Raw genomic sequence first — 21,340 nt, forward strand, 5'->3', positions numbered from 1 at the left:
GCCTGAACTTGATCCGTCATCAAGTTTACTGAATCTTAGATATACCTCCACTATTAAGATTCACACTGATACTGATCTTGTCGATACTGTTTGAGTCGAGCGGTATAATTCCTTTATCATTTAATTTCTTCCATTCCTTCGGAAGTTCGCGATAGAAAATGCCTGAGAGTCCATATACATCGGCATTAATTTCTAATCCTTTTAAGTAAGTTTCCCTGATCTGGTTATCAATTTCTTTTATAGCTTTAAGTTCAAGCGCACTCCTAGTAAGGCTGGTGTTTAACTCTGGAAGCGTACCCTGCATAGACACTTTTATATCAAAGACAGGTTTGCCATTCTTCATCTTAGGTTGAATAGAGAATTTGATTTTGCTCATTACGATCACAGCAAGTACTTTTTTTTCATCTTTGATAACTAGTGGCGTTCTTTGCGTCTTTTTTTCAAACCATCGAATGCCCAAAATATCCTTACTCTTTAGACAGCCACGATACTGCTCATTTTGTAAAAAACACATCCCCGTCATGCTTATGTTAGGTGAAGGCACTTTGTTACTGGTCCAATCTGGCACAATTTCAAGAAATGGTAAGTGAACCGTATCAGCTTCTTCTCTCCATTTCCAAATGAACCTGTACAGATATAATGGTGCGATTATCGAGCTTTGTTCAAAGGTTCGCATAGGACTGTTAAGCTGTGAGTAAATTACCGATAAATCGCTGATCGACGCGGTATTTAATACTTTTTCCAAAGGTTCTTTGGTTGCCATCGTCCATACGGTATATCGAAACTCATAATATCGATCCCACACGTCCAATACTTGATTGACAACACTTTCTTTCTTTAACGCCGCTTCACTAAATACGATTGTTTTTACATTGCTCCAGACGATTCTTTGCGGACTAGAAGCATACAAATTAAATATCGCGTTATCAAACGAATCACCCTCTGCTTTTCCAGTGAAGGTTTTCTGTTCTTGCGTCTGCCCCGCCTCTTTTTTCGCAATGCCACTAAAGTTAACCATTTGAATGTAAATAACGACTTTGTTATCTACATAATCGACGCCAACTGTGTTTACATAGATCATATGCTCAATTTCCTTTGATCCCCAACAACCCGTTAGAAGTGTGGAGAGCAGGGGGATGACAAGAATGCATCGGATTAATTTCATTATCGATCTCGTCCTTTTTTTGTCGCAGTGTTCGTGAACTTTACCTTACCCCAAGGCATTCGGAAAATAACCTTATAAAATTCCTTCCAGTGTGGCGGGGATAGAGGGGAGAGATAGTAGGTGCCGAAAGAACGTAGATTGACCATAAAGAGAATCAGTGCCAGAAGACATATCATCGTACCAAATAACCCGAGAAAACCACTAATTAAGAGTACGACAATTCTTAACAAGCTAACGATGCCAACTAGTGTCTGATTCACTAAAGTAAAGGTAGCCAGCACAGAAATTGCTATAACGACAATCGTACCTGCACCTGCAATACCCGCACTAATGGCAGCCTGACCGATGATCAAACCTCCTACAACCGACAAGGTCTGACCGTAAGCGGTAGGTAATCTCATCCCAGCTTCGCGAAAAATCTCGAATAAAATGAGCATCACAATCGCTTCAAGGGGAACCGGAAGAGGGACCCCCTGTCTTGAATTCACTAACGTTGCAAGCAGTGTAAAGGGGATTTGATCTTGATGAAACGTACTGAGTGCGATCCAGAATCCCGGTAAAAATAGAGAAAGCATCACTCCGAGTACTCGTAACAATCTTGTGAAAGCAACAAAAATGTTTACCATATGAGCATCTTCCGACGTATTCAACAAAAAGCTAAAACTCACTGGCGCCATAATTACTGTGGGGGAACCATTGGTCATCAGGACAAATTTTCCATGAAGCAATGAATTTACTGCATAATCAGGTCTGCCCGTATATGAGAATAATGGAAATAACGAAAATCCAGTCAGACATTCTTCAAGCTGAGTGCTGCCCACAAGTCCCTTGATTTGAATGCTGTTCAGTCTTGTCTTAATCTCTTGTAGAACATGAGGTTCAATCGTCTCTTTGAGATATAGAAGATGAACTTCAGTGGATGTTTGAGTTCCAATCGTGAATTTTTCTACCGCCAACAATTCAGTCTTGAGTCTTTTTCGAATAAGGGCAATATTGGTAAATGATTCTTCCGTAAAACCATCCTTAGGACCTCTTGTGGACACTTCTGTATTTGGTTCTTCCGGTTGCCGTTTAGGAGGATCAGCCAATTTCACAACATAGGATCGATTCGATGGCGTAAATAGAAGGAACAGATCACCGCTCAGCACAGTGTTTATCATTGATTTTTCAATCTCATTGGATGGAAGGGGTGACATGTGAAACGGAACCTTTTGCTCAAGATCAAGTTCATGCGATGTAAGGATAGATTCCGGGATCTTTTTTAATTCGGGTATGAGGGATTGTTCCACTTTGATTTCGTCGCATAATCCCTGGCAATAAACGAGTTGAACAGCATAATCCGGGTCCGATAAAGAGATCGTCAATTTTTTAATGTCTGAGCTTGAATCAAAAATCCGTGTGATCATATCCTCGAATGTATTGGATTCCTGTTGCTTAATCTCTTTCACGATGTTACTTTCCCCTTTCGCTGAGCCAAGCTGATCAAGGCTGCAATAATTACAGAAAAAGCAAGCACCCCCCATAAAGAGAAGGGAAGTACATAGTTAGACAATATGTTCAGAAATAACTGGTCACTGAAAGGAATGGCTGTGAACACTAGAATTGATGCGAAAATGCTGCCAAGTACCAACATTTTTACTTTTCTGCTTTGAATTTGGAATATATCAAGGATAAGAAACATAGATAGGGAAATCCTCAGAAAAGCTCCACTGAACCACTGATAAACGCTAAAAAAGTCTAGATGCTCAATGTATCGTCCAATCGTTAGTAATCTCCATTCTTCATAAGCTGGAAATCTGAGTTTATCAGCTTCATCCGGACCAAATTCAACGATTGCACCAATAACCGGTCCCATGGTCAGTCCTAAGAGAAGGAGAAGCATGACCATATAGGATAGATATGATATTCGTGATTTAATGTGGTGTTGCAGAAAGAAAAGCATAATAACTTCAACAAAGCCTGCTCCTACATACATAGTTCCATTCCAAACTGGCCGCATGCCATTTTCAAGTATCGGTTTTAATAAGGAATAATCTTTATGCGGTATGTTAGAGAACATTATAAAAAAGCCCAATATAATCACAAAAGGCAGCAATACAGCAGCGGTATTCGCGAGGGAATGAATACCTAAATATGCATTGATTACAGAAATCAATAGCAATATGAAAGCGAGTATCAGGATGGGTGTCTCTGGAGAGAAAGTGAGATGCACCCAGTAGATAGTATCTCTGGTTGTAAGCATACATATTATAAACAAATATATACAAGCGACTACTGCAAGCGTTCGACCCACAATGGGATGGTAAGCTTTGGAAAGCCACGCGAAAAGATGCTGCTTTTTGATTTTGGAGCTAGAAATGTGGAGGATAAAAATCCAAACTAACGCACATACAGCCGCAAGCAGAACTGAAATCCATGCGTCACGTTTTGCCGCGTCCAATAAGATGGGAATGATAATGACATGATTTAGAAGGCCTGTACTCAGCATAATAATCATGATGGATTGAATAAACGAAATATTTGTTTTTATTGTTCTCATCCTCCTAAATAAACCAGCTCATTCATCTACCTTATAATGCCATTCTTGGAGATGATCTATACTTCCATAGGTAACCTTCGGGATCTTTCAGGTATAGTGTACGATTTGGAGTAGGGGGTATTAGTTGTATATCTGACTTTTTGTGTTATCGTAAAAAACATTCTGAGCTGTGCGGATATTCGCACAGCTCAGAATGTTTTTTATTTAGAACTCCATAAAGCAACACGATCCTGCACGTATTTGGTGTAGCCTTTTTCCATTTTTTCTACTCCGGCTTTCTCTAAGGCTGCCATGTAGTCGTCCCAGATTTTATCGAAATCTGCCGGTTTCGCTAAAATAGCTTCCGGAATACGTTTCCATGTAATATCTTTCATTTTGTTACCAAGAATGGAGACCTCATCCTCGCCTGGTAGCGCGATATTCCATGCTGCACCATAGGCTTTTTCAGTAAATTCTTCTTCTTTCGGGAATAAATCCTTCCATGTTGTTGCCTTGTAAGCAGCTAATGTCTCTTTTTCAGCATCGCTATAGCCAAGTACTAGCTGTTCAGGGAAGTTTTTAGTGTAATAATTTCCGCTTGCATCTTTAGCGCCATCTCCATAATGAACCATCATATTCCAGTAGAAGCCAATTCCAGATTCCTTAGTGAAGGCTGTATTTTCATTGTTAATACGCTCTTGCACCTCTGCTGGAACAACCCGTTTGCCGTTCTCCAGTACATAATGCTTACCTTCAATTCCCCAGTTATTTAAGATCTGTCCTTCGTCAGAAGCGAGAAAGTCTAGGAATTTAATAGTACGAATTGGGTCCGGGTTTGTGCTGGAGATCGAAATCCCATAACCGCCCATAAATCCAGTAGGCCAGAAGCTGGTTTCTTTAAAATCTTTTGTCAGCGTTACTGGATAGTGGCCATAGGTCTGATCGAATTTACCTGCCGTTTTCAGTGCTTGCTGAGCATCATTATAATCCCAATCTTGGTCAATCAGTCCGAGAACTCGCCCGGTGGCTACTTTAGCTTTGTATTGGTCATACTTTTGCACGAAGCTCTCTTTGTCGAGCAATCCGATGTCATTCATATGATTCAGCCAGCGGAAATACTCTTTCTCCTCCGGACGACGGAAGTGGTAGATCGCCTCATGGGTCTCTTGATCAATATAATATTCTCCGTCATCTGAACCACCTGTCGTAGCAACAGCAGGGTTAGTCACGGAAATGTACATATGCCAATCATCCGCATTAAGGGATACTCCAATGTTCTTATTACCATTCTCATCAGTTGGGTGTTTCTCCAGATAGGCTTTTATTACATTCTCATAATCGGTGACCGTTCTGATTTCAGGATATCCAGCTTCTTTCAAGACGCGATGCTGGAGTTCAAAACCACCGCCGGCTACGAATTTCTTCTCATCAACCGCCGCCCAGGTTGGAATAGCATAGATTGATTGGTCTTCATTCGTGTATTTTGCCCGAGCAAGGTTGTCGCCCAGCACACGTTTAATATTAGGGGCATACTTGTCGATTAACTCGGTTAAATCGATGACTGCTCCAGCATCTACAAGTTTCCCAATATCAGCTTTGGCAGAGATAATATCCGGATAATCACCACCAGCAGCGATTAAGGCGATTTTTTGTTGTGGATCACCTACCGCAAATTCTGCATCGAGTGTGACGCCTGTTTTCTCTGTAATCACTTTACTGATATCGTCTTTCATGTTGTTCCAGTTCGGATTTGGATCTTCTGCGAAGAAGGAGAGTGTGAGCGGACTCAAATCTTCAGCTTGTGCAGTTGCTTCTGCGGTAGCCTCTGCAGTAGCACTAACTTCATTTGTTGATTTTGTTCCTTCGTTGTTATCTGCTGTTTTGTTGTTTGATCCACTACAACCCGCCAGCACACTAATCAGTAAAGTCAAGACCATCAATATCACATGCGATTTTGCTTTCTTTCTTGTCATGAATAGAAACCCTCCCTTTTTTCTGGTTAAAAATGTAATGTGTATACAGGCGGAGCCTGTTGATACCATAAGCGTACTAGCTTTTTACTGAGCCCAAAGTCATACCTTTGACAAAGTAGCGCTGCAAAAATGGATAGACAATTAGGATTGGCACTGTGACTACGATTGTGATTGCCATTTTGACTGATTCCGGAGAAATTTGTGCCATAACCTCGGTCATATTTCTTCCTCGGAAATTGTCCGCATTAGTTGTCGTACTCTGTATGACTTTCATTAACTCGAACTGCAGGGTAGTCAACGCATCCTTGGAACCATTGTAAAGATACGTATCAATCCATGAATTCCATTGGCCAACGGCGATGAAGAGAGCGATGGTTGCCAGCGCAGGTTTGGTCAGCGGAAGAATAACCCGCCAATAAATCGTGAAGTCATTAGCCCCGTCCAGCTTAGCAGATTCCTGCAGCGCATAGGGTAAGCCGTCGATAAAAGAACGGATGATAAATACATTAAATGCGCTGACGAGACCTGGGAGGACATACACGCCAAAGGTTCCTATCATATGAAGATCTTTGATTAGGATGTAGCCAGGGATGAGACCACCTGAGACATACATCGTAAGCGCTAGAAATGTAGAGACGAACTTTCGGGCTTGGAAGTCCACCCGACTCAGCGTGAAAGCCAACATAGAGGCACTAACCAACCCAAGAATCGTGCCAATCACCGTTCGCAAGATCGAGATTTTGAGTCCAGTCATCAGCCCAGAATAGGCAAAGATCGTCTCATAGTTCTTAAAAGTGAACACACGTGGATAGATCGTAATTCCGCCCTTAATACTGTCTGTAGAGTCGTTAAAAGAAATCGCCAATACGTTTAGAAAAGGATATAGCGTAACTATGGTCACCACGGTAATCGCTACATAGACAACTAAATCAAAGATGCGGTCCGACCAAGATACGGCGGCCAGTTTTTTACTTAGCATAAGGGCCTCCTATATGATGCTTTCCTTAGTTATTTTTTTGAATATCCCGTTGGCGGCAAACAGCAGAATCACACTCACCACAGAATTGAAAATATTAATGGCTGTACCGAAGGAGAACCGACCCATACCGAGACCGTAGTTCAGTGCGTACAGATCCAGCGTCTGAGAGTAATCGCGCACTAGATTGTTGCCGAGCAGGAATTGCTTCTCGAATCCGATACTAATTAAATGCCCGATGGAAATGATGAGCAGAATAATGATCGTTGTCTGAATCCCTGGAAGTGTAATGTTACGAACTTGCTGCAAGCGACTTGCACCATCTACCCTCGCTGCTTCATAAAGCTCTGGACCTATGCCTGAGATGGCTGCCAGATAAATGATTGTGTTCCAGCCTGTTTCCTTCCAAACATCCGAAGCCGTGACAATTCCCCAGAAAAAATGACCTTTAGCCATGAATTGTATGGGTTCACTGATTAAATGAAGACTTAGTAGGAGATCGTTTACCGCACCATTATCGGTAGAGAGCATCTTGGTAATAATTCCTGCAGCAACCACCCAAGATACGAAGTGGGGGAGATAGGAGACTGTCTGCACAAATCGTTTCAGCAATTGCAGCCGTAGCTCGTTCAGAAGAATGGCAAATATAATGGGAATGATAAATCCCGCCAACAGGCCCATAATGCTCATAGCGAGCGTATTACGAAGTGCATTAAAGAATTGATCATCCTGGAATAGCTCCCTGAAGTACTGCAAACCGACCCATTTCTGCTCGAAAAAGGATTTACCGGGCTTGTATTTCTGAAAAGCCATTGTCCATCCCCATAAAGGTAAATAATTAAATACAAATGCCCAGAGTACAAATGGGATGGCCATCATATAGAGGTATTTCTGCTGTAAAAAAGTTGGCCAAAAGCGAGAAGCTGGCTTTTTTGACTCCGGTTGTATTTTCGAGGTAATCGCTTTCATTTATGTCCCTCCTTAGATATGCCACTATCATAATCTACAGAAAGTAAAGGAAACACCCGAAAATTTTATATAAAAAACAGGGAGAAATCCGTCATTTTCGTAAGCGCTTTCTGAAAGAGAAAACTGATATCAATTATTTCTGCGATAATCGGAGGGTGAGACACCTTCAAACTTCTTGAATTTTTCACGAAAATAATCCACATCGCTGAAGCCTACTTCGTTTGCTACTTGTTGGATTTTATAACCTTTAGTTAGCAGTTCCTTGGCTTTCTCCATACGGACTTTATCTAGATAGCTGTTAAAAGAATAGCCCGTGCTATTTTTAAAGAGTTTACCCAGATAAGCGCTACTGTAACTAAATACATCTGCTAGCGTGTCGAGCTTAAGATTCTTATTATAATGTCGATGTATGAGGTCCAACATCCGCTTTAGGAAGACCTCCATATCGTCCCGAGTTATACCTTTTGCATAATACTCCAGGAGAGTGGAGATATAGCTCTGCAACTGGGGTAGAGAGGTTTGTTTATAGATTTGTTCAATCAGTTCATCCATGTTGCTGTGCAGCGGGCTTAGTTCCTTATATTGGAGAGAGAGTTTGTTAAGCAGATAAGTGACAATACGCACATAACGCGATTTCACGGCCATCTCGGAATAATCGGCACTGATCATTAGTTCTCCTGCTTCTAGAATCAGAGTGAAGAGTAACGCGTTAGTGCCGGTATCCATAGAAAAAAACATTCGTTCCACTACGGATTCCAGCTTGTTCTCTATTTCTTCTGGACTCACTGTCAGCCCGTTTTTTATTTTCATGGAATCCGGTCCAATCATCCCCAGCTCGTCGTAGAAAAAGTGCTCCTTCATCCTTGCCAGCGCCGTTTGGTAGGAGACAGGGATATCCTCCAGAGTGTTCACCATATCGCCTGCGGTAATGATACATTCCAGTTCATGCTCGTTTACCACTTGCCGTATATGTTGGACCATTAATTTATGTACAAGCTCTTTCTGAAATGAGGGTTGCAGTAGCACTCCTAAATAAGAATCAAGCAAGAATACTATGCCCCAGTCATGTTCTTCAAAGCTTTTCGCAAGTCTTGCTTTTACGACTGTTGAAGGTCCGTGGTCCGCATTGTCTTGAAGCAGGAGCCTAATTAGAACCACTTGATAAGAATCCCAAAGAAGCCCTGTTTCAACAACGGTTAGCTCCATGTTTGGCGGGGTCTGTGCGCTTCGATCCATTAACAAGGATTGAACAAGCATTTCCCGGTTCCATGCCTTGACTGCAGCATGGTTCTTGCGATTATAATTACGCGCATTCAACTCAATGAACAGCTTCTCCAAGTATAGCTGCAATTCATCTTCGTCTACCGGTTTGAGCAAATAGGTATCAACGCCCAAGGATAACGCACGCTTAGCGTAGTGAAAATCCGCATAACCGCTGAGGATAATAATATGCATTTCTGGATCGAGCGCTCTCAGTTCTTCAACAAGCTCCAAACCATCTCTACCGGGCATGCGGATATCGATGATCATCAGGTCTGGGGAGTAAAGTTCATATTTATGCTTAGCTTCAATGGCATTAGCCGCGGAATCAATGACTTGAAATCCAAGACTCTCCCAGTCCAGCAGAGCTACTAGTCCATCACGGATTGCCTGCTCATCATCCACAATCAACACACTATACATAAGAATCACTCCTTAATGGAATCGCAAAGCTGATTTGCGTCCCGAATCCGATTTGACTTGTTAAGGTCAGCCCAAATTGCGGACCATAGGTCAGCTGCAGCCGCAAATGAATATTGCGCATCCCAATATTATTAGTTTCATAGTCATCATTGTTATCTAACATCTTCCTAATTTCTTGTATTCGTGCTTTTGAAATACCCGTTCCGTTGTCAGATACCTGGACCTTAAGATAACTGTCTTCTAAGCGGATTTCCACCCAGACCATGCCGCCTTCAATTCGATTCTCCAATCCGTGGATGACACAATTCTCTACCAGAGGCTGAATAATCAAAGGTGGAATTTGTAAAGGGTTCGCTTTGGGGTCCACATGGAGCTCATAAGTGAGTCTGTCATCATAGCGGAATTTTTGAATGACTAGGTAACAGTTTACGGTTTCTAACTCGCTTTGCAGACTGATCATTCCATTGCCGACTTCGAGGTTTTTACGCATCATTTTTCCCAGTAGTCGAACAATATGAGAAATATCCGCTTGTCCCCTGACAAGGGCTTTCATACGGATTGATTCTAGGGCATTGAAGAGGAAGTGTGGATTGATCTGGCTGGCCATCATCTTAAATTTGATTTCATTCTGCTTTAGCTGAGTCGCATTTTTCTGCCGATTGGATTCTTGAACCTCGCTCATTAGAGCGTTAATATTCCGAACCATATGATTGAATTGTCTGGCCAGCTGACCGATTTCATCCTTCCCGTCTATAACTAGCGTAGCCCCTAAATTACCCGAAGCGACCTTCGAAATATGTTTGCTAAGATGCAGTATCCTTCCGGTGAGCAGCCGCGAGACATAGTAAATTAAGAGAATAGCCATCATTAATGCCGAAAGAATGACAATAGAAGCTAGAAAGATAATTCGGTTGGGCTCATCAACGATACTTGCTACTGAAAAAATGGAAATGATACGCAGACTGTTCAAGCTCCCTCCAGGTTGCCAGTGATCGATCACCATTTTGAAGGGCTTGCCATCAATCGTTACATCGTGTGGACCTTGCCCGGTAGCGGATAGGGTGGTCAGGTCAATATTCGTCAGTGATTTATCTTGTGTATCTACGCGATTTGAAGCGACGATATTATCGTTCTCATCCATAATAAGCGTTTCAAAGGATTCCTGATTGAGGATAGCATTGAGTTTATTCGAATTCACATTCACGACTAGTACACCGGTGGTTCTCGCCTTAAAAAAATTGACCTTTCGGATTAGACTTAGATAATATTGTCCGTTGCGGTCGTCTTGAATATAATTCCAGCTTACTAATCCCCTTTGGGCTAATGCAGTTTGGTACCAATGCTCTTGCGTAACCTTCTCATTCGTCTGAAGAAACTCCCAATTGTCAAGAACCGTCGGGTTGTCGATATACAAGCGGATGCTGGAAACTTCGTTGTACAAACGGACAAAATCACGGAAATCCGGATAGTTCCAGTAAGCTTCCACAACATCATAGACAGACTCATAATGATGATTGGCCGCCTCTTCCAATCGGCTGTCATTCGATAGACGATAGGCAATATCAAGAGGGATATTGAGCATCTCACCAGTGCGTTTCTTCACCCGGTCCACGTTGGCGGTAATCTGCTCGAGTGCATTAGCCATTGCCATATTCCGTAGTTCATTCGTGAGGAACAACCCAACAATCAGGATTGGAATCAGAACAACACAGCCAAATGAAAGAAATAACTTCGTTCTGAGTCTGAGATTATTCATAAGAGTGATGATGCGGGCATACACGAATATGGGCCACCTCCAGCAAAATGTTAGCGTTTACATTAGAGTATATCGTTAAATGAACACTCATTATATGTGATCATTTAGGGATTTATTGTCTTCTATTATGGAGTTTTGGTAGGGGAGATTAGCGACTAGATCAGTTTTTTTGACTATACAATTCAATGGTCTCGATTTTCTTTACCGATGAATTAATCCTAAAAAAAATCATGTACTATAGTTCATAAGATTAAACCATTAAACCAAAGGGGCTGCCTATGGACAGACAAGAACGTTTGAAATCTGGCTGAGGAATTTTGCGAATGCAGTAAAGCTCTAGCAGCCATTGGAGATGAAACCCGTCAATCTATCATTATTGCTTAAATTGAAGGTGAAAGTATAAACGAAAAGGGAATCAGAGTGGGGGAACTGACACAGAGGACTAATTTATCCCGTCCGGCTGTCTCTCATCACTTAAAGATATTAAAAGAAGCCAATTTAATTGGTTATGATCAAGAAGGAACAAAAAATTATTATTATTTGGATGTTCTAAAGAGTGATATTTTCAGACTCAAAATGTTGTTTGACCATATTGATGAGTTAATCAAGGATTCGCAAGAATCTAATGAAAATACAATAAATGATGAAGGGTGATAAATAATGAAAAATGTAATTCTAATGGGTGGAAGTGGATATATCGGAACACATCTGATGGAAGAATGGTTAAGAATAGACTCTAAGGTTCAGATTATTAGCCTATCTCGGAACGGAAAGCCGGATAAGCTCTTACCTAGCCTGGTGAACCATAAACGTGTTAAGTGGATGGCTATTGATATTTTTAATATGGATTCTTATCTTTCAAAGCTTCCTCAAGAAGCATATGCCATCGTTGATTTGGTGGGTACTGCTACAGCAAACAGCAAGGAAGAATTCGAAAAGCTAAATGTTGAACCTGTAAAAATCATGGTGGAGCTTATGAACAAATTGAACATCCCTAAAGGATGCTATATTTCAGGGCGAATTGGAATGCCGTTTAAGAATAAACCGTTCCTTGAATCCAAGCAAATGGGTGAGAATTACGCCCAATCGAGTGGCAAGAAAATCGGTATAGTAAAACCGAGTCTAGTATACGGGGATCGTCCTGATGCAGTCGTTATGGTTCCGTTTATAAAAGCCATGGGTCTGTTCAACAAGGATCTTAAACCTATCAAATAAATCAACTGGCCGACCAGATTATACAAATATGCAATTGAGAAAGGAGATAATGGTATGAAAAATATTATTGTATTAGGAGGTAGTGGGTATGTGGGAACTCATTTAGTAGAACAATAGTTAAGACTAGATTCTGATTTACAAATCTTTAGTATTTCACGTCATGGGCGTCCCCAAAAATTATCTCCTTACTTGGAAAATAATCATCGGGTTCAATGGTTATCTGTGGATATTTTTAATATGGACTCTTATATTTCAGAATTACCAACTCCAATGGACTTACTCATTAACTTAATCGGAACAGCGGATGGCAAAGACTTGGAATCATTCATGAAAATAAATGCCGAACCAGTGAAAGTAATGATTGAATTGATGGATCGTCTATCCATTTCTAAAGGCTGTTTTATTTCTGGACGGATAGGAATGCCATTAACCAATAAACTATTTTTGGCTTCAAAACAAAAAGCTGAAGAAATGATTAAAAAAAGCCGGAAAAATATATGCATTCTCAAACCAAGTCTCATTTATGGTGATAAGCCAGAAGTTGCGGCATTAGTCCCCATTATAAAAGCTATGAGCAAGTTGCCGGGCAAAGCAAATTTTAAGCCCATAGAAGTAAATCAGCTAGCCAAAAAAATTATAGAAGAATGTGGTAAACTAAATTGATTAAAATTCATGTACTTCATACCGGTAGGGTAAAAGTTGATGAAGCACTTCCATTTCGTACGAATTCCTTGAATCCTTTGGATTTTACAGGTCTTTTCCGTTCTAAGGAACATAAGATTTGGTTGCCGGTTTCAATCTATTTGATCGAGCATCCGAAAGGACTCATTCTGTTCGATACAGGCTGGGACAATTCTGTCAGAAATGTATCAAAAGAAAAGAAAAATCGCTTATTTGGTGAGATTAGTGTAGCTGATTTACCGGCAGGACAAGCGGTAGACGAACAGCTTTTATCTTTAGGGTATACTTCCAAAGATTTAGATTATATCATTTTAAGCCACCTGGACGGGGATCATGCCGGAGGACTACAACTGGTCAAGGAAGCGAACAATATTCTGGTCAGCAGTGAAGAGTTGGAGGCTAGTAAAGGCTGGAGTAGAGCAATAAGATACAACTCGAAGCAATGGGAAGGGATTAATTTACAGACTTTTGAATTTATCGATTCCGGCATCGGACCTATGAAACGTTCTTTTGATTTATTTAATGACGGAAGTCTGCAGTTAATTTGGTCACCAGGTCATAGTAAAGGTCTTACTTCATTAATGGTAAAAAATGATTGCGAAGACTACGTGCTCCTTGTCGCGGATACTGGATATGCGACAAAGTCATGGGAAAAGTTAATCATTCCCGGCATTAGCGTAAATAAAAAACAGGCCTATCAACCCCTTAAGTGGGTAAAAGAAATGACCCGTCAGCCGAACTGTATAGCCGCTTTAGCTAGTCATGATACTGATGTAAAACCGCACACTATTACACTGTAATAGAAGAACAAATACCCCCTATCAATAAGGATAGGGGGTATTTGTTCTTCTTAGTTTCAAAATGATCCTATCTTTCAAACACGGTCTCACCTTCAATTAACACAGGCTGATAATAAGTGTTGTTGGGCAGGTCTTTTTTACCTTGCAGTTTCTTAATGACCCAATCCGCTGCATCTCGTCCCATAGTTTCTTGCGGGTGTGTCAAAGTGGTTAGTTTGATGTTCGCGTTCTTAGCGATATAGGAATTGTCTTGTCCAATAATCGATAATTCCTCGGGAATAGTGATATCCAGTTGTCTGCAGGCATGGACTACTTCCAATCCGACTTCGTCGTTATAACAAACAATAGCAGTAAGCGTCTCTCTATTTTTATTTAGAAAATCCTTTAAATCAGTAGAAAGCGTCTGTTTTGTCTCCGTGTTAAATGAAAAAATCTGTTCTGGATAAAACCGTAATTTAGCTTCTTCGAGCGCTTTAATATAGCCTTTCATCCGGTATTTCCCCTGCAAATCATCCATTTTTGCAATAAGCCCTATCTGGGTGTGTCCTTTGGTTATTAATTCTCTTGTTGCCAGATAGCTGGACTGCACATCATCAAGACAAAGATATGGCAGTTCTATTTCTTCATAAAAAGCATTGATCATAATAATAGGAATATCCTGCTCTTTAAACGACAAGTAGTAAGCGATATTTGGGTTATATAGATTACTTTTAGTCGGTTCAATAATTAAACCATCTACGCCGTAGGACAGCATCATTTCCAGCGCTTTTTTTTCTTGCGCAACATCGTTATTCGTACTAGCCAATAGAAGAGAATAATTATCCTCATTCATTCGGCTTTCGATCCCGCGGATAATGGAGGGAAATATATAGTCGGATATGTAAGTCGTGATTACACCGATCGTCTTCTTATGAGAACTCCCGCTGTTCTTTGATCGATATTGATTGCTGACATATGTGCCAGAGCCTTTTTCGCTTCGCAGGAAGCCTTCGTTGGATAGTTCTAAAATAGCTTTTCGAACAGTTTGTCTGCTAACTTCGTACATCGATTGTAATGCAGATTCAGTTGGGATTTGTTCTCCTACGTTATAATCTCCCGATAGGATTTTACTTTTAATATCATCTATGATCACTTGATACTTAGGTTTCATGTAATTCCTCTTTCCATACTTGTTCGCTAAGTTTTTCGTTAATTCGGTAAATTTGTATGTACAAATTATAGCATGACTGCGAAATAAATAGAAAGGGGCTCTTTTTATATGAATATTTGTAAAAATATAGAATTTATAAAGCGAAATACGCTACATAATATAGAGTTAAATCATTATTATCTCCATATTTGTATGTATATATAACTATTCAATTGACAAATGTACGTACAAAAAATTATACTATAGCTGTCAATTAAGAAAGCTAATTCTTATCATGACCTTTTAAAAAAGCGCTATCAGAGAGGTGACAAACGTGATATCGAATCGATTAAGTATCGAGCAAGCGATTAATAAGGGAGAAACTTCGCTTGGTATTGAATTTGGGTCCACGCGTATCAAAGTTGTACTTATTGATCTTAGCTTTCAATCGATCGCTTCTGGAAGTTACGAATGGGAAAATCAGTTGAAGGACGGCTTTTGGACGTACAACTTGGAAGATATTATGAAAGGCCTGCAAGACGCCTACCGCGAAATGAAGGAAGAAGTGGCACGGAATTACGGAATTACCCTTCAAACGGTTGGTTCAATCGGTTTTTCTGCAATGATGCATGGATACATGGCTTTTGACGAACAAAATAAACTGCTGGTTCCATTCCGGACTTGGCGTAATGCTACAACGGGTGCAGCAGCTAAAGCATTGACTGAACTGTTTGGGTTTAATATTCCAGAACGCTGGAGCATTGCTCATCTTTATCAGGCAATTTTGAATGAAGAAGAACATGTGCCACAAATTCGTTATGTTACTACGCTAGCAGGATACATTCATTGGCTATTAACTGGAAATAAAGCACTTGGTGTTGGTGATGCATCGGGCATGTTCCCAATTGATGAATCCACAGGAAATTATAACGCATCCATGATACAGCAGTTCGATGAACTTGTTGCGAGCAAAGGTTATCCGTGGAAGACAAGTGAACTACTTCCTAAGGTGTATGTTGCAGGGGAGCAAGCAGGTGTTTTAACTGAAACGGGAGCTAAAATTCTGGATCCATCGTTGCATTTACAAGCAGGTATTCCGCTTAGCCCTCCAGAAGGAGATGCCGGAACCGGGATGGTTGCTACGAATAGCGTGAGAAAACGCACAGGGAATGTCTCAGTAGGAACCTCTGTTTTTGCCATGATCGTGTTAGAAAAAGAACTTTCCAAGGTGTATCCAGAAATCGATATGGTTACTACTCCGAACGGAAGTCCAGTTGGCATGGTGCATGCGAATAACTGTTCAAGTGACCTCAACGCCTGGCTCGGATTATTCCGCGAGTTCTATGAAGCAATGGGACACAAAGTTGATTCCAATAAATTGTACAGCGTGCTTCTAAATAAAGCATTGGAAGCGGACCCAGATGGTGGTGGATTACTCAGCTACGGTTATCTCTCAGGTGAGAATATTACCGGGCTTGATGAAGGCCGTCCACTATTTGTCCGCTCGCCGGAAAGTAAATTCAATCTGGCTAATTTTATGCGAACGCATTTGTTTACTGCATTTGGAGCTTTGAGAATCGGAATGGACATTTTGATGAAGGAAGAGAATGTTGCCATTGATAGTATTTTAGGTCACGGTGGTTTATTTAAGACTCCGGTAGTGGGCCAAAAAATGATGGCTGCATCAATAAATGTGCCAGTTTCCGTAATGACGACCGCTGGAGAAGGCGGTGCATGGGGCATGGCTATTCTCGCCTCTTACATGATGAACAAGAATGGGGAAGAGAGCTTAGAAGACTTCCTCGATCAAAAAGTGTTCAAAGATGTAAAGGGTGAAGAAATCCATCCAGATGCAGCTGACATAAAAGGGTTTGATACCTTTATTGAACGATATAAAAAAGGTCTGGCAATTGAACAGTCCGCCGTCGACAATTTGGTGTAAGAATGGAGGGAGCAAGATGTTAGAGCAGCTTAAAGAAGAGGTTTTTCAAGCCAATCTAGAATTACCGAAACAAGGTCTTATTAAATATACATGGGGAAATGTGAGTGCGATTGATCGCGAAAGTGGTTTATTCGTAATCAAACCAAGTGGTGTAGGCTACGACACAATGAAAGCCAGTGACATGGTCGTTGTTGATCTCGATGGTAATGTGGTTGAAGGTGATATGAGACCTTCATCCGATACACCTACTCACGCAGTGCTTTACAAGCATTACTCCGAAATCGGCGGGATTGTGCATACGCATTCCACTTGGGCAACTATCTGGGCTCAAGCAGGACTGGATGTTCCTGTTATGGGAACGACGCATGCAGATACCTTCTATGGTTCCATTCCTTGTGCTAGGTTCTTGACGCAAGAGGAAATCGATCGGGGGTACGAAGCAGAAACAGGTAATGTGATCATCGAGACCTTTGAACAACGCGGAATAGATATTATGGCGGTTCCTGGTGTTTTACTTAAAGGACACGGACCCTTTACTTGGGGAAAAGATGCAAAATCAGCGGTAATGAACAGCGTAGTCTTGGATGAAGTATCCAAAATGAATTTATTTGCAAGAGAGCTGAACCATTTTGCCGAGGAATTGCCACAACGTATTTTAGATAAACATTACTTGCGCAAACATGGAAAAGACGCTTATTACGGACAAAAATAACTAAACAAATCTATAAAAAAACGAAAAGAGGATGTATATGTCAACAGCAGTAGCAAAAGAATTTTGGTTCGTCGTAGGTTCACAACATCTTTATGGTGAAGAAGCATTGGCTGAAGTTAAAGCACACGCACAAACAATGACAGATGCTTTGAATAAAAGTGGAGTTTTGCCATACCCACTAGTATTGCAGGATTTGGCTGTTAGCGCAGATAAAATCACAAACATCATGAAAGAAGTTAACTACCGTGACGAGGTTGCCGGTGTTATCACTTGGATGCATACATTCTCGCCTGCAAAAATGTGGATTCGCGGAACAAAAATGCTGCAAAAGCCATTGCTTCATCTGGCTACGCAATATAATGAAAGTATTCCTTGGGCAACCATTGATATGGATTTCATGAACCTTAACCAGGCGGCCCATGGTGACCGTGAATATGGTTTCATTAATGCACGATTGAACAAACAAAATAAAGTGGTTGTAGGTTATTGGGAACGTCCTGAAGTTCAAAAGCAAATTGCAGCATGGATGGACGTAGCCGTTGCTTACAACGAAAGCTTTAACATCAAGGTTGCCCGTTTTGGAGATAACATGCGTAACGTTGGTGTTACTGAAGGAGATAAAGTTGAAGCCCAAATTCAATTTGGCTGGACTGTGGACTACTTCGGTATTGGTGATCTTGTACAAATCATTAATGAAGTTAAAGAAGAAGAAATCGACGCCTTGTTCGCTGAATATGCAGAGCTGTATGAATTTGATTATGGTACTAACAGCAAAGAAGCTTGGGAAGCTAGTGTAAGAGTTCAAGCAAGCTATGAAATCGCTATTAAACGTTTCCTTGATCAGGGTGGCTACAATGCCTTCACATCGAACTTCGAAGATTTGCATGGCATGAAACAACTTCCAGGACTAGCTGTTCAACGTCTGATGGCGCAAGGTTATGGTTTTGCTGGGGAAGGCGATTGGAAGACAGCAGCACTTGACCGCTTGCTAAAAGTGATGAGCCATAACCAATCCACTGGCTTTATGGAAGATTACACTTATGAATTGACGGTTGGACAAGAATCTATTCTTCAATCCCATATGCTAGAAGTAGATCCTACTTTGGCAAGCAACAAACCAAAAATCATCGTGTCTCCACTAGGTATTGGTGGTAAAGACGATCCAGCCCGTTTAGTATTTGACGGTAAAGCAGGAGACGGTGTAGTAGTTTCCATGGCTGACTTTGGCACTCATTACAAACTCTTGATCAATGAAGTTACTGCCTTTGAACCAACTGTTCCAGCTCCAAACCTTCCAGTAGCTCGTGTGCTTTGGAATGTTAAACCAAACTTCCAAGACGGGGTTAAAGCTTGGATCGAAAATGGCGGCGGTCACCATACCGTTGTTTCATTGACACTTACTACAGGCCAAATTATTGCTTACGCAAAACTTGTGAATTTGGAATATGTAGTTATTAAATAATTTCAGAGCACCTGTATGTTCAAAAGCAAAAAAAGAACCTTATGATTAAGGTTCTTTTTTGCGTGAAAATCATCTTATCATTCCTTCAATAAATTCGATAATTTCCACTTAAAGCCAGTAAACTAAAGAAGTACAGACAGTTGTCATAATAACGACGAAGTCCAGTACGCAATGGTGTATCCCAAAACAAGCGTATAAAATGCTCTGCCTCCGGTCCATTAGAAGCAAGGGAAGCCATAGCATTGGTCGCTAAAAGACCTGTCGGATGCAGTGCCAGTTCGTCGAATGGCTGTCCCTCAATGGTATACCGACGGTAATCGGAAACTTCGATATTCCTGAAAAAAGCCTGAATCCGGTTGCATTGTTCTACTTGCCAAATGTCCTTTTGGAACCAAGCCCAATCCAGACCGATATTAGCTGCTACCCGGTAAGCATCGCTGAAAAAATGGCTAAAATCACCATGAGGCTGTGGTTCTGCCGGAGTGCCGTTAAAATTGGCATATTCGGGAGCAAGGCCAGTTATAGGATGGCATGCAGTGTGAAGATATGCGCGGCTGGCTTCCGCCGCTTCACGCCAAAATATACGGTCATCTTCATCAGCCCACAGTGAGAACAAATCATAGAAATGGGGGAGATGGTAAGATGGATCACTGAAGTCAGATTCTGGTACGAACTTGATCAATTTCGTTTCCGCGTCCCACATGGAGTCGCCAGCTCCTGTTTCTGTTTTATGGACACAAGCATGCAATATCGTTCGGGCTTGCTCAGAATAATTATAAGGATCCGGACCGTTCCCCCAACGTTTTGAGGCAAAAAACAGAGCCATGGCGAAAAACTCTTCTCCGTCCGGTGCAGGTCCCTGAGAAATCCTTGTACCGTCAGGCTTGCAGTGCCAAGCAAAGTAATCGGCATAACGACCTTCTTTGTGCTGCATAAACGTCTTGGAGAAGTTCCATAAACGATCAAACTCATCTTTTTTATTCATTTGAACGGCCATCATCATCCCGTAGGACATACCTTCGGACCGAACATCTAGATTACCTGTATCTAGAATATAGCTTTTATCCTCATCTTGTGGATAGTAGATTCGTACGTTCGGATCTCCGTAAAATAAATCATTCCAAGTTTCTTCGAGTTTAGTATTGATTTCATCTTCAGAAAAGCCAATCTCCTTAAAGAAATTGCGATATTCGCCCGTATAATAAGCACCCTGTTGTGTCATTGGCATCTTATTTCCCCTCCTGTGAACTACAGTATGCAGCTCTTTTCAATATAAATTAAGGATGGATGGTTTGAATAGTGCCGTCATTATTGTATTTCAGCTCTGTATATTTTACTGAACGCTTGTTATCAGCACCTCCAGACAAAGAACTGTCATGATAAAATAAATACCATTTCTCTTTAAACTGAACAATAGAATGGTGTGTAGTCCAGCCTAGTACTGGTGAAAGTATTTTTCCTTGATATACATAAGGCCCAAGCGGATCTTTACTGATAGCGTATACAATGTTATGGGTAGTACCCGTGGAATAAGAAAGATAATAATAACCGTTATATTTATGTACCCATGGACCTTCAAAATATCTTCTCTCTTCATCTCCTGCAAGAATCGGATTTCCATTTGCATCGATGATAGATATTTCTCTAGGCTCACCATCAAAGCTTAGCATGTCCTCGCTCAGCTCAGCTACGATAGGTCCAAGAGCTGGTGCTGTTTCAGCCGGTCCTTCGGCATCCGCAACAAATGAGCCGGTTTGCCATTTTTCAAGTTGTCCTCCCCAAAGACCACCAAAGTATATATAGGATTTTCCGTCATCATCAACGAAAACGGCGGGATCAATGCTATAACTGCCGGGAATATAGTTTGGTTCAGGTGTAAATGGTCCGGAAGGTGAAGCTGAGGTGGCAACCCCGATTCGGAAAATATCGTCATGGTCTCTGGCTGGGAAAAACAAATAGTAGGTATTGTTTTTGTATGCTGCATCCGGAGCCCACATTTGCTGCTTAGCCCATGGAACATCCTTTACGTGAAGCACTTCACCATGGTCAATACAAGGGGAACCATCTCCATCAATAGATAGAACATGGTAATCCTCCATATTATATTGGTCTCCGTTGTCATTAGAGATCATATCGTGATCCAGGTCATGAGAAGGATAAATATAAATTTTTCCTTCAAATACATGAGCGGAAGGATCCGCAGTATAAATATGAGTTACGAGAGGTTCATTAGGTTGCACAGGCTTTGTCAAGTCATTTCCTCCTATAAAGTTAATCGCTTACAAATTTAATGGTATAAGAACTTTAGGACTCTGTATATATAGCAACTATAGTTTATACCCCACAAAGTTTAGATGTT

General features: G+C 41.1%; 18 protein-coding genes. 7 read left to right on the forward strand and 11 right to left on the reverse strand.

The annotated features are described in order from the left end of the window. Positions 1-25: 25 nt before the first annotated feature. The 8 genes from ACN6MV_RS14945 to ACN6MV_RS14980 form a co-directional block, all read right to left on the reverse strand. Positions 26-1,165 carry a Ger(x)C family spore germination protein gene (locus ACN6MV_RS14945; RefSeq protein ID WP_419886668.1) on the reverse strand — a complete coding sequence of 380 codons (1,140 nt, stop codon included), beginning with the start codon at positions 1,163-1,165 and terminating at the stop codon, positions 26-28. After that, entirely contained in the window at positions 1,165-2,613 is a 1,449-nt protein-coding gene (locus ACN6MV_RS14950; protein WP_419886669.1) for a spore germination protein, read from the reverse strand. The genes ACN6MV_RS14945 and ACN6MV_RS14950 overlap by 1 nt, the downstream gene beginning before the upstream one ends. Continuing rightward, entirely contained in the window at positions 2,610-3,704 is a 1,095-nt protein-coding gene (locus ACN6MV_RS14955; RefSeq protein WP_419886670.1) for a GerAB/ArcD/ProY family transporter, read from the reverse strand. The genes ACN6MV_RS14950 and ACN6MV_RS14955 overlap by 4 nt, the downstream gene beginning before the upstream one ends. Positions 3,705-3,904: 200 nt before the next feature. Beyond that, positions 3,905-5,656 carry an ABC transporter substrate-binding protein gene (locus ACN6MV_RS14960; protein WP_419886671.1) on the reverse strand — a complete coding sequence of 584 codons (1,752 nt, stop codon included), beginning with the start codon at positions 5,654-5,656 and terminating at the stop codon, positions 3,905-3,907. 76 nt (positions 5,657-5,732) lie between these two features. Continuing rightward, positions 5,733-6,635 (reverse strand): carbohydrate ABC transporter permease, encoded by a 903-nt coding sequence (locus ACN6MV_RS14965; protein ID WP_042127713.1) that lies wholly within the window; start codon positions 6,633-6,635, stop codon positions 5,733-5,735. A 9-nt stretch (positions 6,636-6,644) separates the two neighbouring features. Beyond that, positions 6,645-7,601 carry an ABC transporter permease gene (locus tag ACN6MV_RS14970; RefSeq protein WP_042127715.1) on the reverse strand — a complete coding sequence of 319 codons (957 nt, stop codon included), beginning with the start codon at positions 7,599-7,601 and terminating at the stop codon, positions 6,645-6,647. A gap of 129 nt (positions 7,602-7,730) precedes the next feature. Beyond that, the gene (locus ACN6MV_RS14975; RefSeq protein ID WP_419886672.1) at positions 7,731-9,284 is read right to left on the reverse strand and encodes a response regulator transcription factor; all 1,554 of its coding nucleotides are present in this window, start codon (positions 9,282-9,284) and stop codon (positions 7,731-7,733) included. Beyond that, complete coding sequence (locus tag ACN6MV_RS14980; RefSeq protein WP_419886673.1) at positions 9,277-11,064, reverse strand: cache domain-containing sensor histidine kinase; 1,788 nt, start codon at positions 11,062-11,064, stop codon at positions 9,277-9,279. The genes ACN6MV_RS14975 and ACN6MV_RS14980 overlap by 8 nt, the downstream gene beginning before the upstream one ends. A gap of 396 nt (positions 11,065-11,460) precedes the next feature. On the opposite strand from ACN6MV_RS14980, the gene ACN6MV_RS14985 reads away from it, so the two are divergent. The 4 genes from ACN6MV_RS14985 (at position 11,461) to ACN6MV_RS15000 (ending at position 13,736) form a co-directional block, all read left to right on the forward strand. Then, on the forward strand, positions 11,461-11,694 hold the full coding sequence (locus ACN6MV_RS14985) for an ArsR/SmtB family transcription factor (RefSeq protein WP_419886674.1): 234 nt from the start codon (positions 11,461-11,463) through the stop codon (positions 11,692-11,694). A gap of 6 nt (positions 11,695-11,700) precedes the next feature. After that, on the forward strand, positions 11,701-12,255 hold the full coding sequence (locus ACN6MV_RS14990; RefSeq protein ID WP_419886675.1) for an NAD-dependent epimerase/dehydratase family protein: 555 nt from the start codon (positions 11,701-11,703) through the stop codon (positions 12,253-12,255). 237 nt (positions 12,256-12,492) lie between these two features. Next, positions 12,493-12,918 carry a hypothetical protein gene (locus tag ACN6MV_RS14995; protein WP_419886676.1) on the forward strand — a complete coding sequence of 142 codons (426 nt, stop codon included), beginning with the start codon at positions 12,493-12,495 and terminating at the stop codon, positions 12,916-12,918. Continuing rightward, positions 12,915-13,736 carry an N-acyl homoserine lactonase family protein gene (locus ACN6MV_RS15000; protein WP_419886677.1) on the forward strand — a complete coding sequence of 274 codons (822 nt, stop codon included), beginning with the start codon at positions 12,915-12,917 and terminating at the stop codon, positions 13,734-13,736. Before ACN6MV_RS14995 ends, ACN6MV_RS15000 begins: the two co-directional genes overlap by 4 nt. Positions 13,737-13,803: 67 nt before the next feature. Here ACN6MV_RS15000 and ACN6MV_RS15005 read toward each other — a convergent pair whose 3' ends face one another. Continuing rightward, positions 13,804-14,886: a GntR family transcriptional regulator gene (locus tag ACN6MV_RS15005; protein WP_419886678.1), complete on the reverse strand. Its 1,083-nt coding sequence runs from the start codon at positions 14,884-14,886 to the stop codon at positions 13,804-13,806. A 313-nt stretch (positions 14,887-15,199) separates the two neighbouring features. On the opposite strand from ACN6MV_RS15005, the gene ACN6MV_RS15010 reads away from it, so the two are divergent. From ACN6MV_RS15010 to araA, 3 genes are read left to right on the forward strand one after another with little or no spacing between them, the layout of a single operon-like run. Beyond that, positions 15,200-16,807, forward strand: coding sequence for a xylulokinase (locus tag ACN6MV_RS15010; protein WP_375102933.1), 1,608 nt, complete (start codon positions 15,200-15,202; stop codon positions 16,805-16,807). Positions 16,808-16,823: 16 nt separating this feature from the next. Then, positions 16,824-17,519 carry an L-ribulose-5-phosphate 4-epimerase gene (locus tag ACN6MV_RS15015; RefSeq protein ID WP_076121655.1) on the forward strand — a complete coding sequence of 232 codons (696 nt, stop codon included), beginning with the start codon at positions 16,824-16,826 and terminating at the stop codon, positions 17,517-17,519. Between the two features lie 37 nt (positions 17,520-17,556). Then, positions 17,557-18,981 (forward strand): L-arabinose isomerase, encoded by a 1,425-nt coding sequence (gene araA, locus ACN6MV_RS15020; protein ID WP_419886679.1) that lies wholly within the window; start codon positions 17,557-17,559, stop codon positions 18,979-18,981. An 85-nt stretch (positions 18,982-19,066) separates the two neighbouring features. Here the strand turns inward: araA and ACN6MV_RS15025 are convergent, their stop codons facing one another. Continuing rightward, positions 19,067-20,209, reverse strand: a complete 1,143-nt coding sequence (locus tag ACN6MV_RS15025) for a glycosyl hydrolase family 8 (RefSeq protein WP_076121651.1) — start codon at positions 20,207-20,209, stop codon at positions 19,067-19,069. A gap of 49 nt (positions 20,210-20,258) precedes the next feature. Next, positions 20,259-21,233, reverse strand: coding sequence for a glycoside hydrolase family 43 protein (locus ACN6MV_RS15030; protein ID WP_419886680.1), 975 nt, complete (start codon positions 21,231-21,233; stop codon positions 20,259-20,261). Between the last annotated feature and the right edge of the window lie 107 nt (positions 21,234-21,340).

The organism is Paenibacillus sp. B-A-8 (genome assembly GCF_048572915.1).
GTDB lineage: Bacteria > Bacillota > Bacilli > Paenibacillales > Paenibacillaceae > Paenibacillus_AQ.

Coding starts and splice junctions, on each gene's coding strand:
- ACN6MV_RS14945 (WP_419886668.1), bottom strand. CDS start 1,165: ATGAAATTAATCCGATGCATTCTTGTCATCCCCCTGCTCTCCACACTT.
- ACN6MV_RS14955 (WP_419886670.1), bottom strand. CDS start 3,704: ATGAGAACAATAAAAACAAATATTTCGTTTATTCAATCCATCATGATT.
- ACN6MV_RS14960 (WP_419886671.1), bottom strand. CDS start 5,656: ATGACAAGAAAGAAAGCAAAATCGCATGTGATATTGATGGTCTTGACT.
- ACN6MV_RS14965 (WP_042127713.1), bottom strand. CDS start 6,635: ATGCTAAGTAAAAAACTGGCCGCCGTATCTTGGTCGGACCGCATCTTT.
- ACN6MV_RS14970 (WP_042127715.1), bottom strand. CDS start 7,601: ATGAAAGCGATTACCTCGAAAATACAACCGGAGTCAAAAAAGCCAGCT.
- ACN6MV_RS14975 (WP_419886672.1), bottom strand. CDS start 9,284: ATGTATAGTGTGTTGATTGTGGATGATGAGCAGGCAATCCGTGATGGA.
- ACN6MV_RS14990 (WP_419886675.1), top strand. CDS start 11,701: ATGAAAAATGTAATTCTAATGGGTGGAAGTGGATATATCGGAACACAT.
- ACN6MV_RS14995 (WP_419886676.1), top strand. CDS start 12,493: ATGGACTCTTATATTTCAGAATTACCAACTCCAATGGACTTACTCATT.
- ACN6MV_RS15005 (WP_419886678.1), bottom strand. CDS start 14,886: ATGAAACCTAAGTATCAAGTGATCATAGATGATATTAAAAGTAAAATC.
- ACN6MV_RS15015 (WP_076121655.1), top strand. CDS start 16,824: ATGTTAGAGCAGCTTAAAGAAGAGGTTTTTCAAGCCAATCTAGAATTA.
- araA (WP_419886679.1), top strand. CDS start 17,557: ATGTCAACAGCAGTAGCAAAAGAATTTTGGTTCGTCGTAGGTTCACAA.
- ACN6MV_RS15025 (WP_076121651.1), bottom strand. CDS start 20,209: ATGCCAATGACACAACAGGGTGCTTATTATACGGGCGAATATCGCAAT.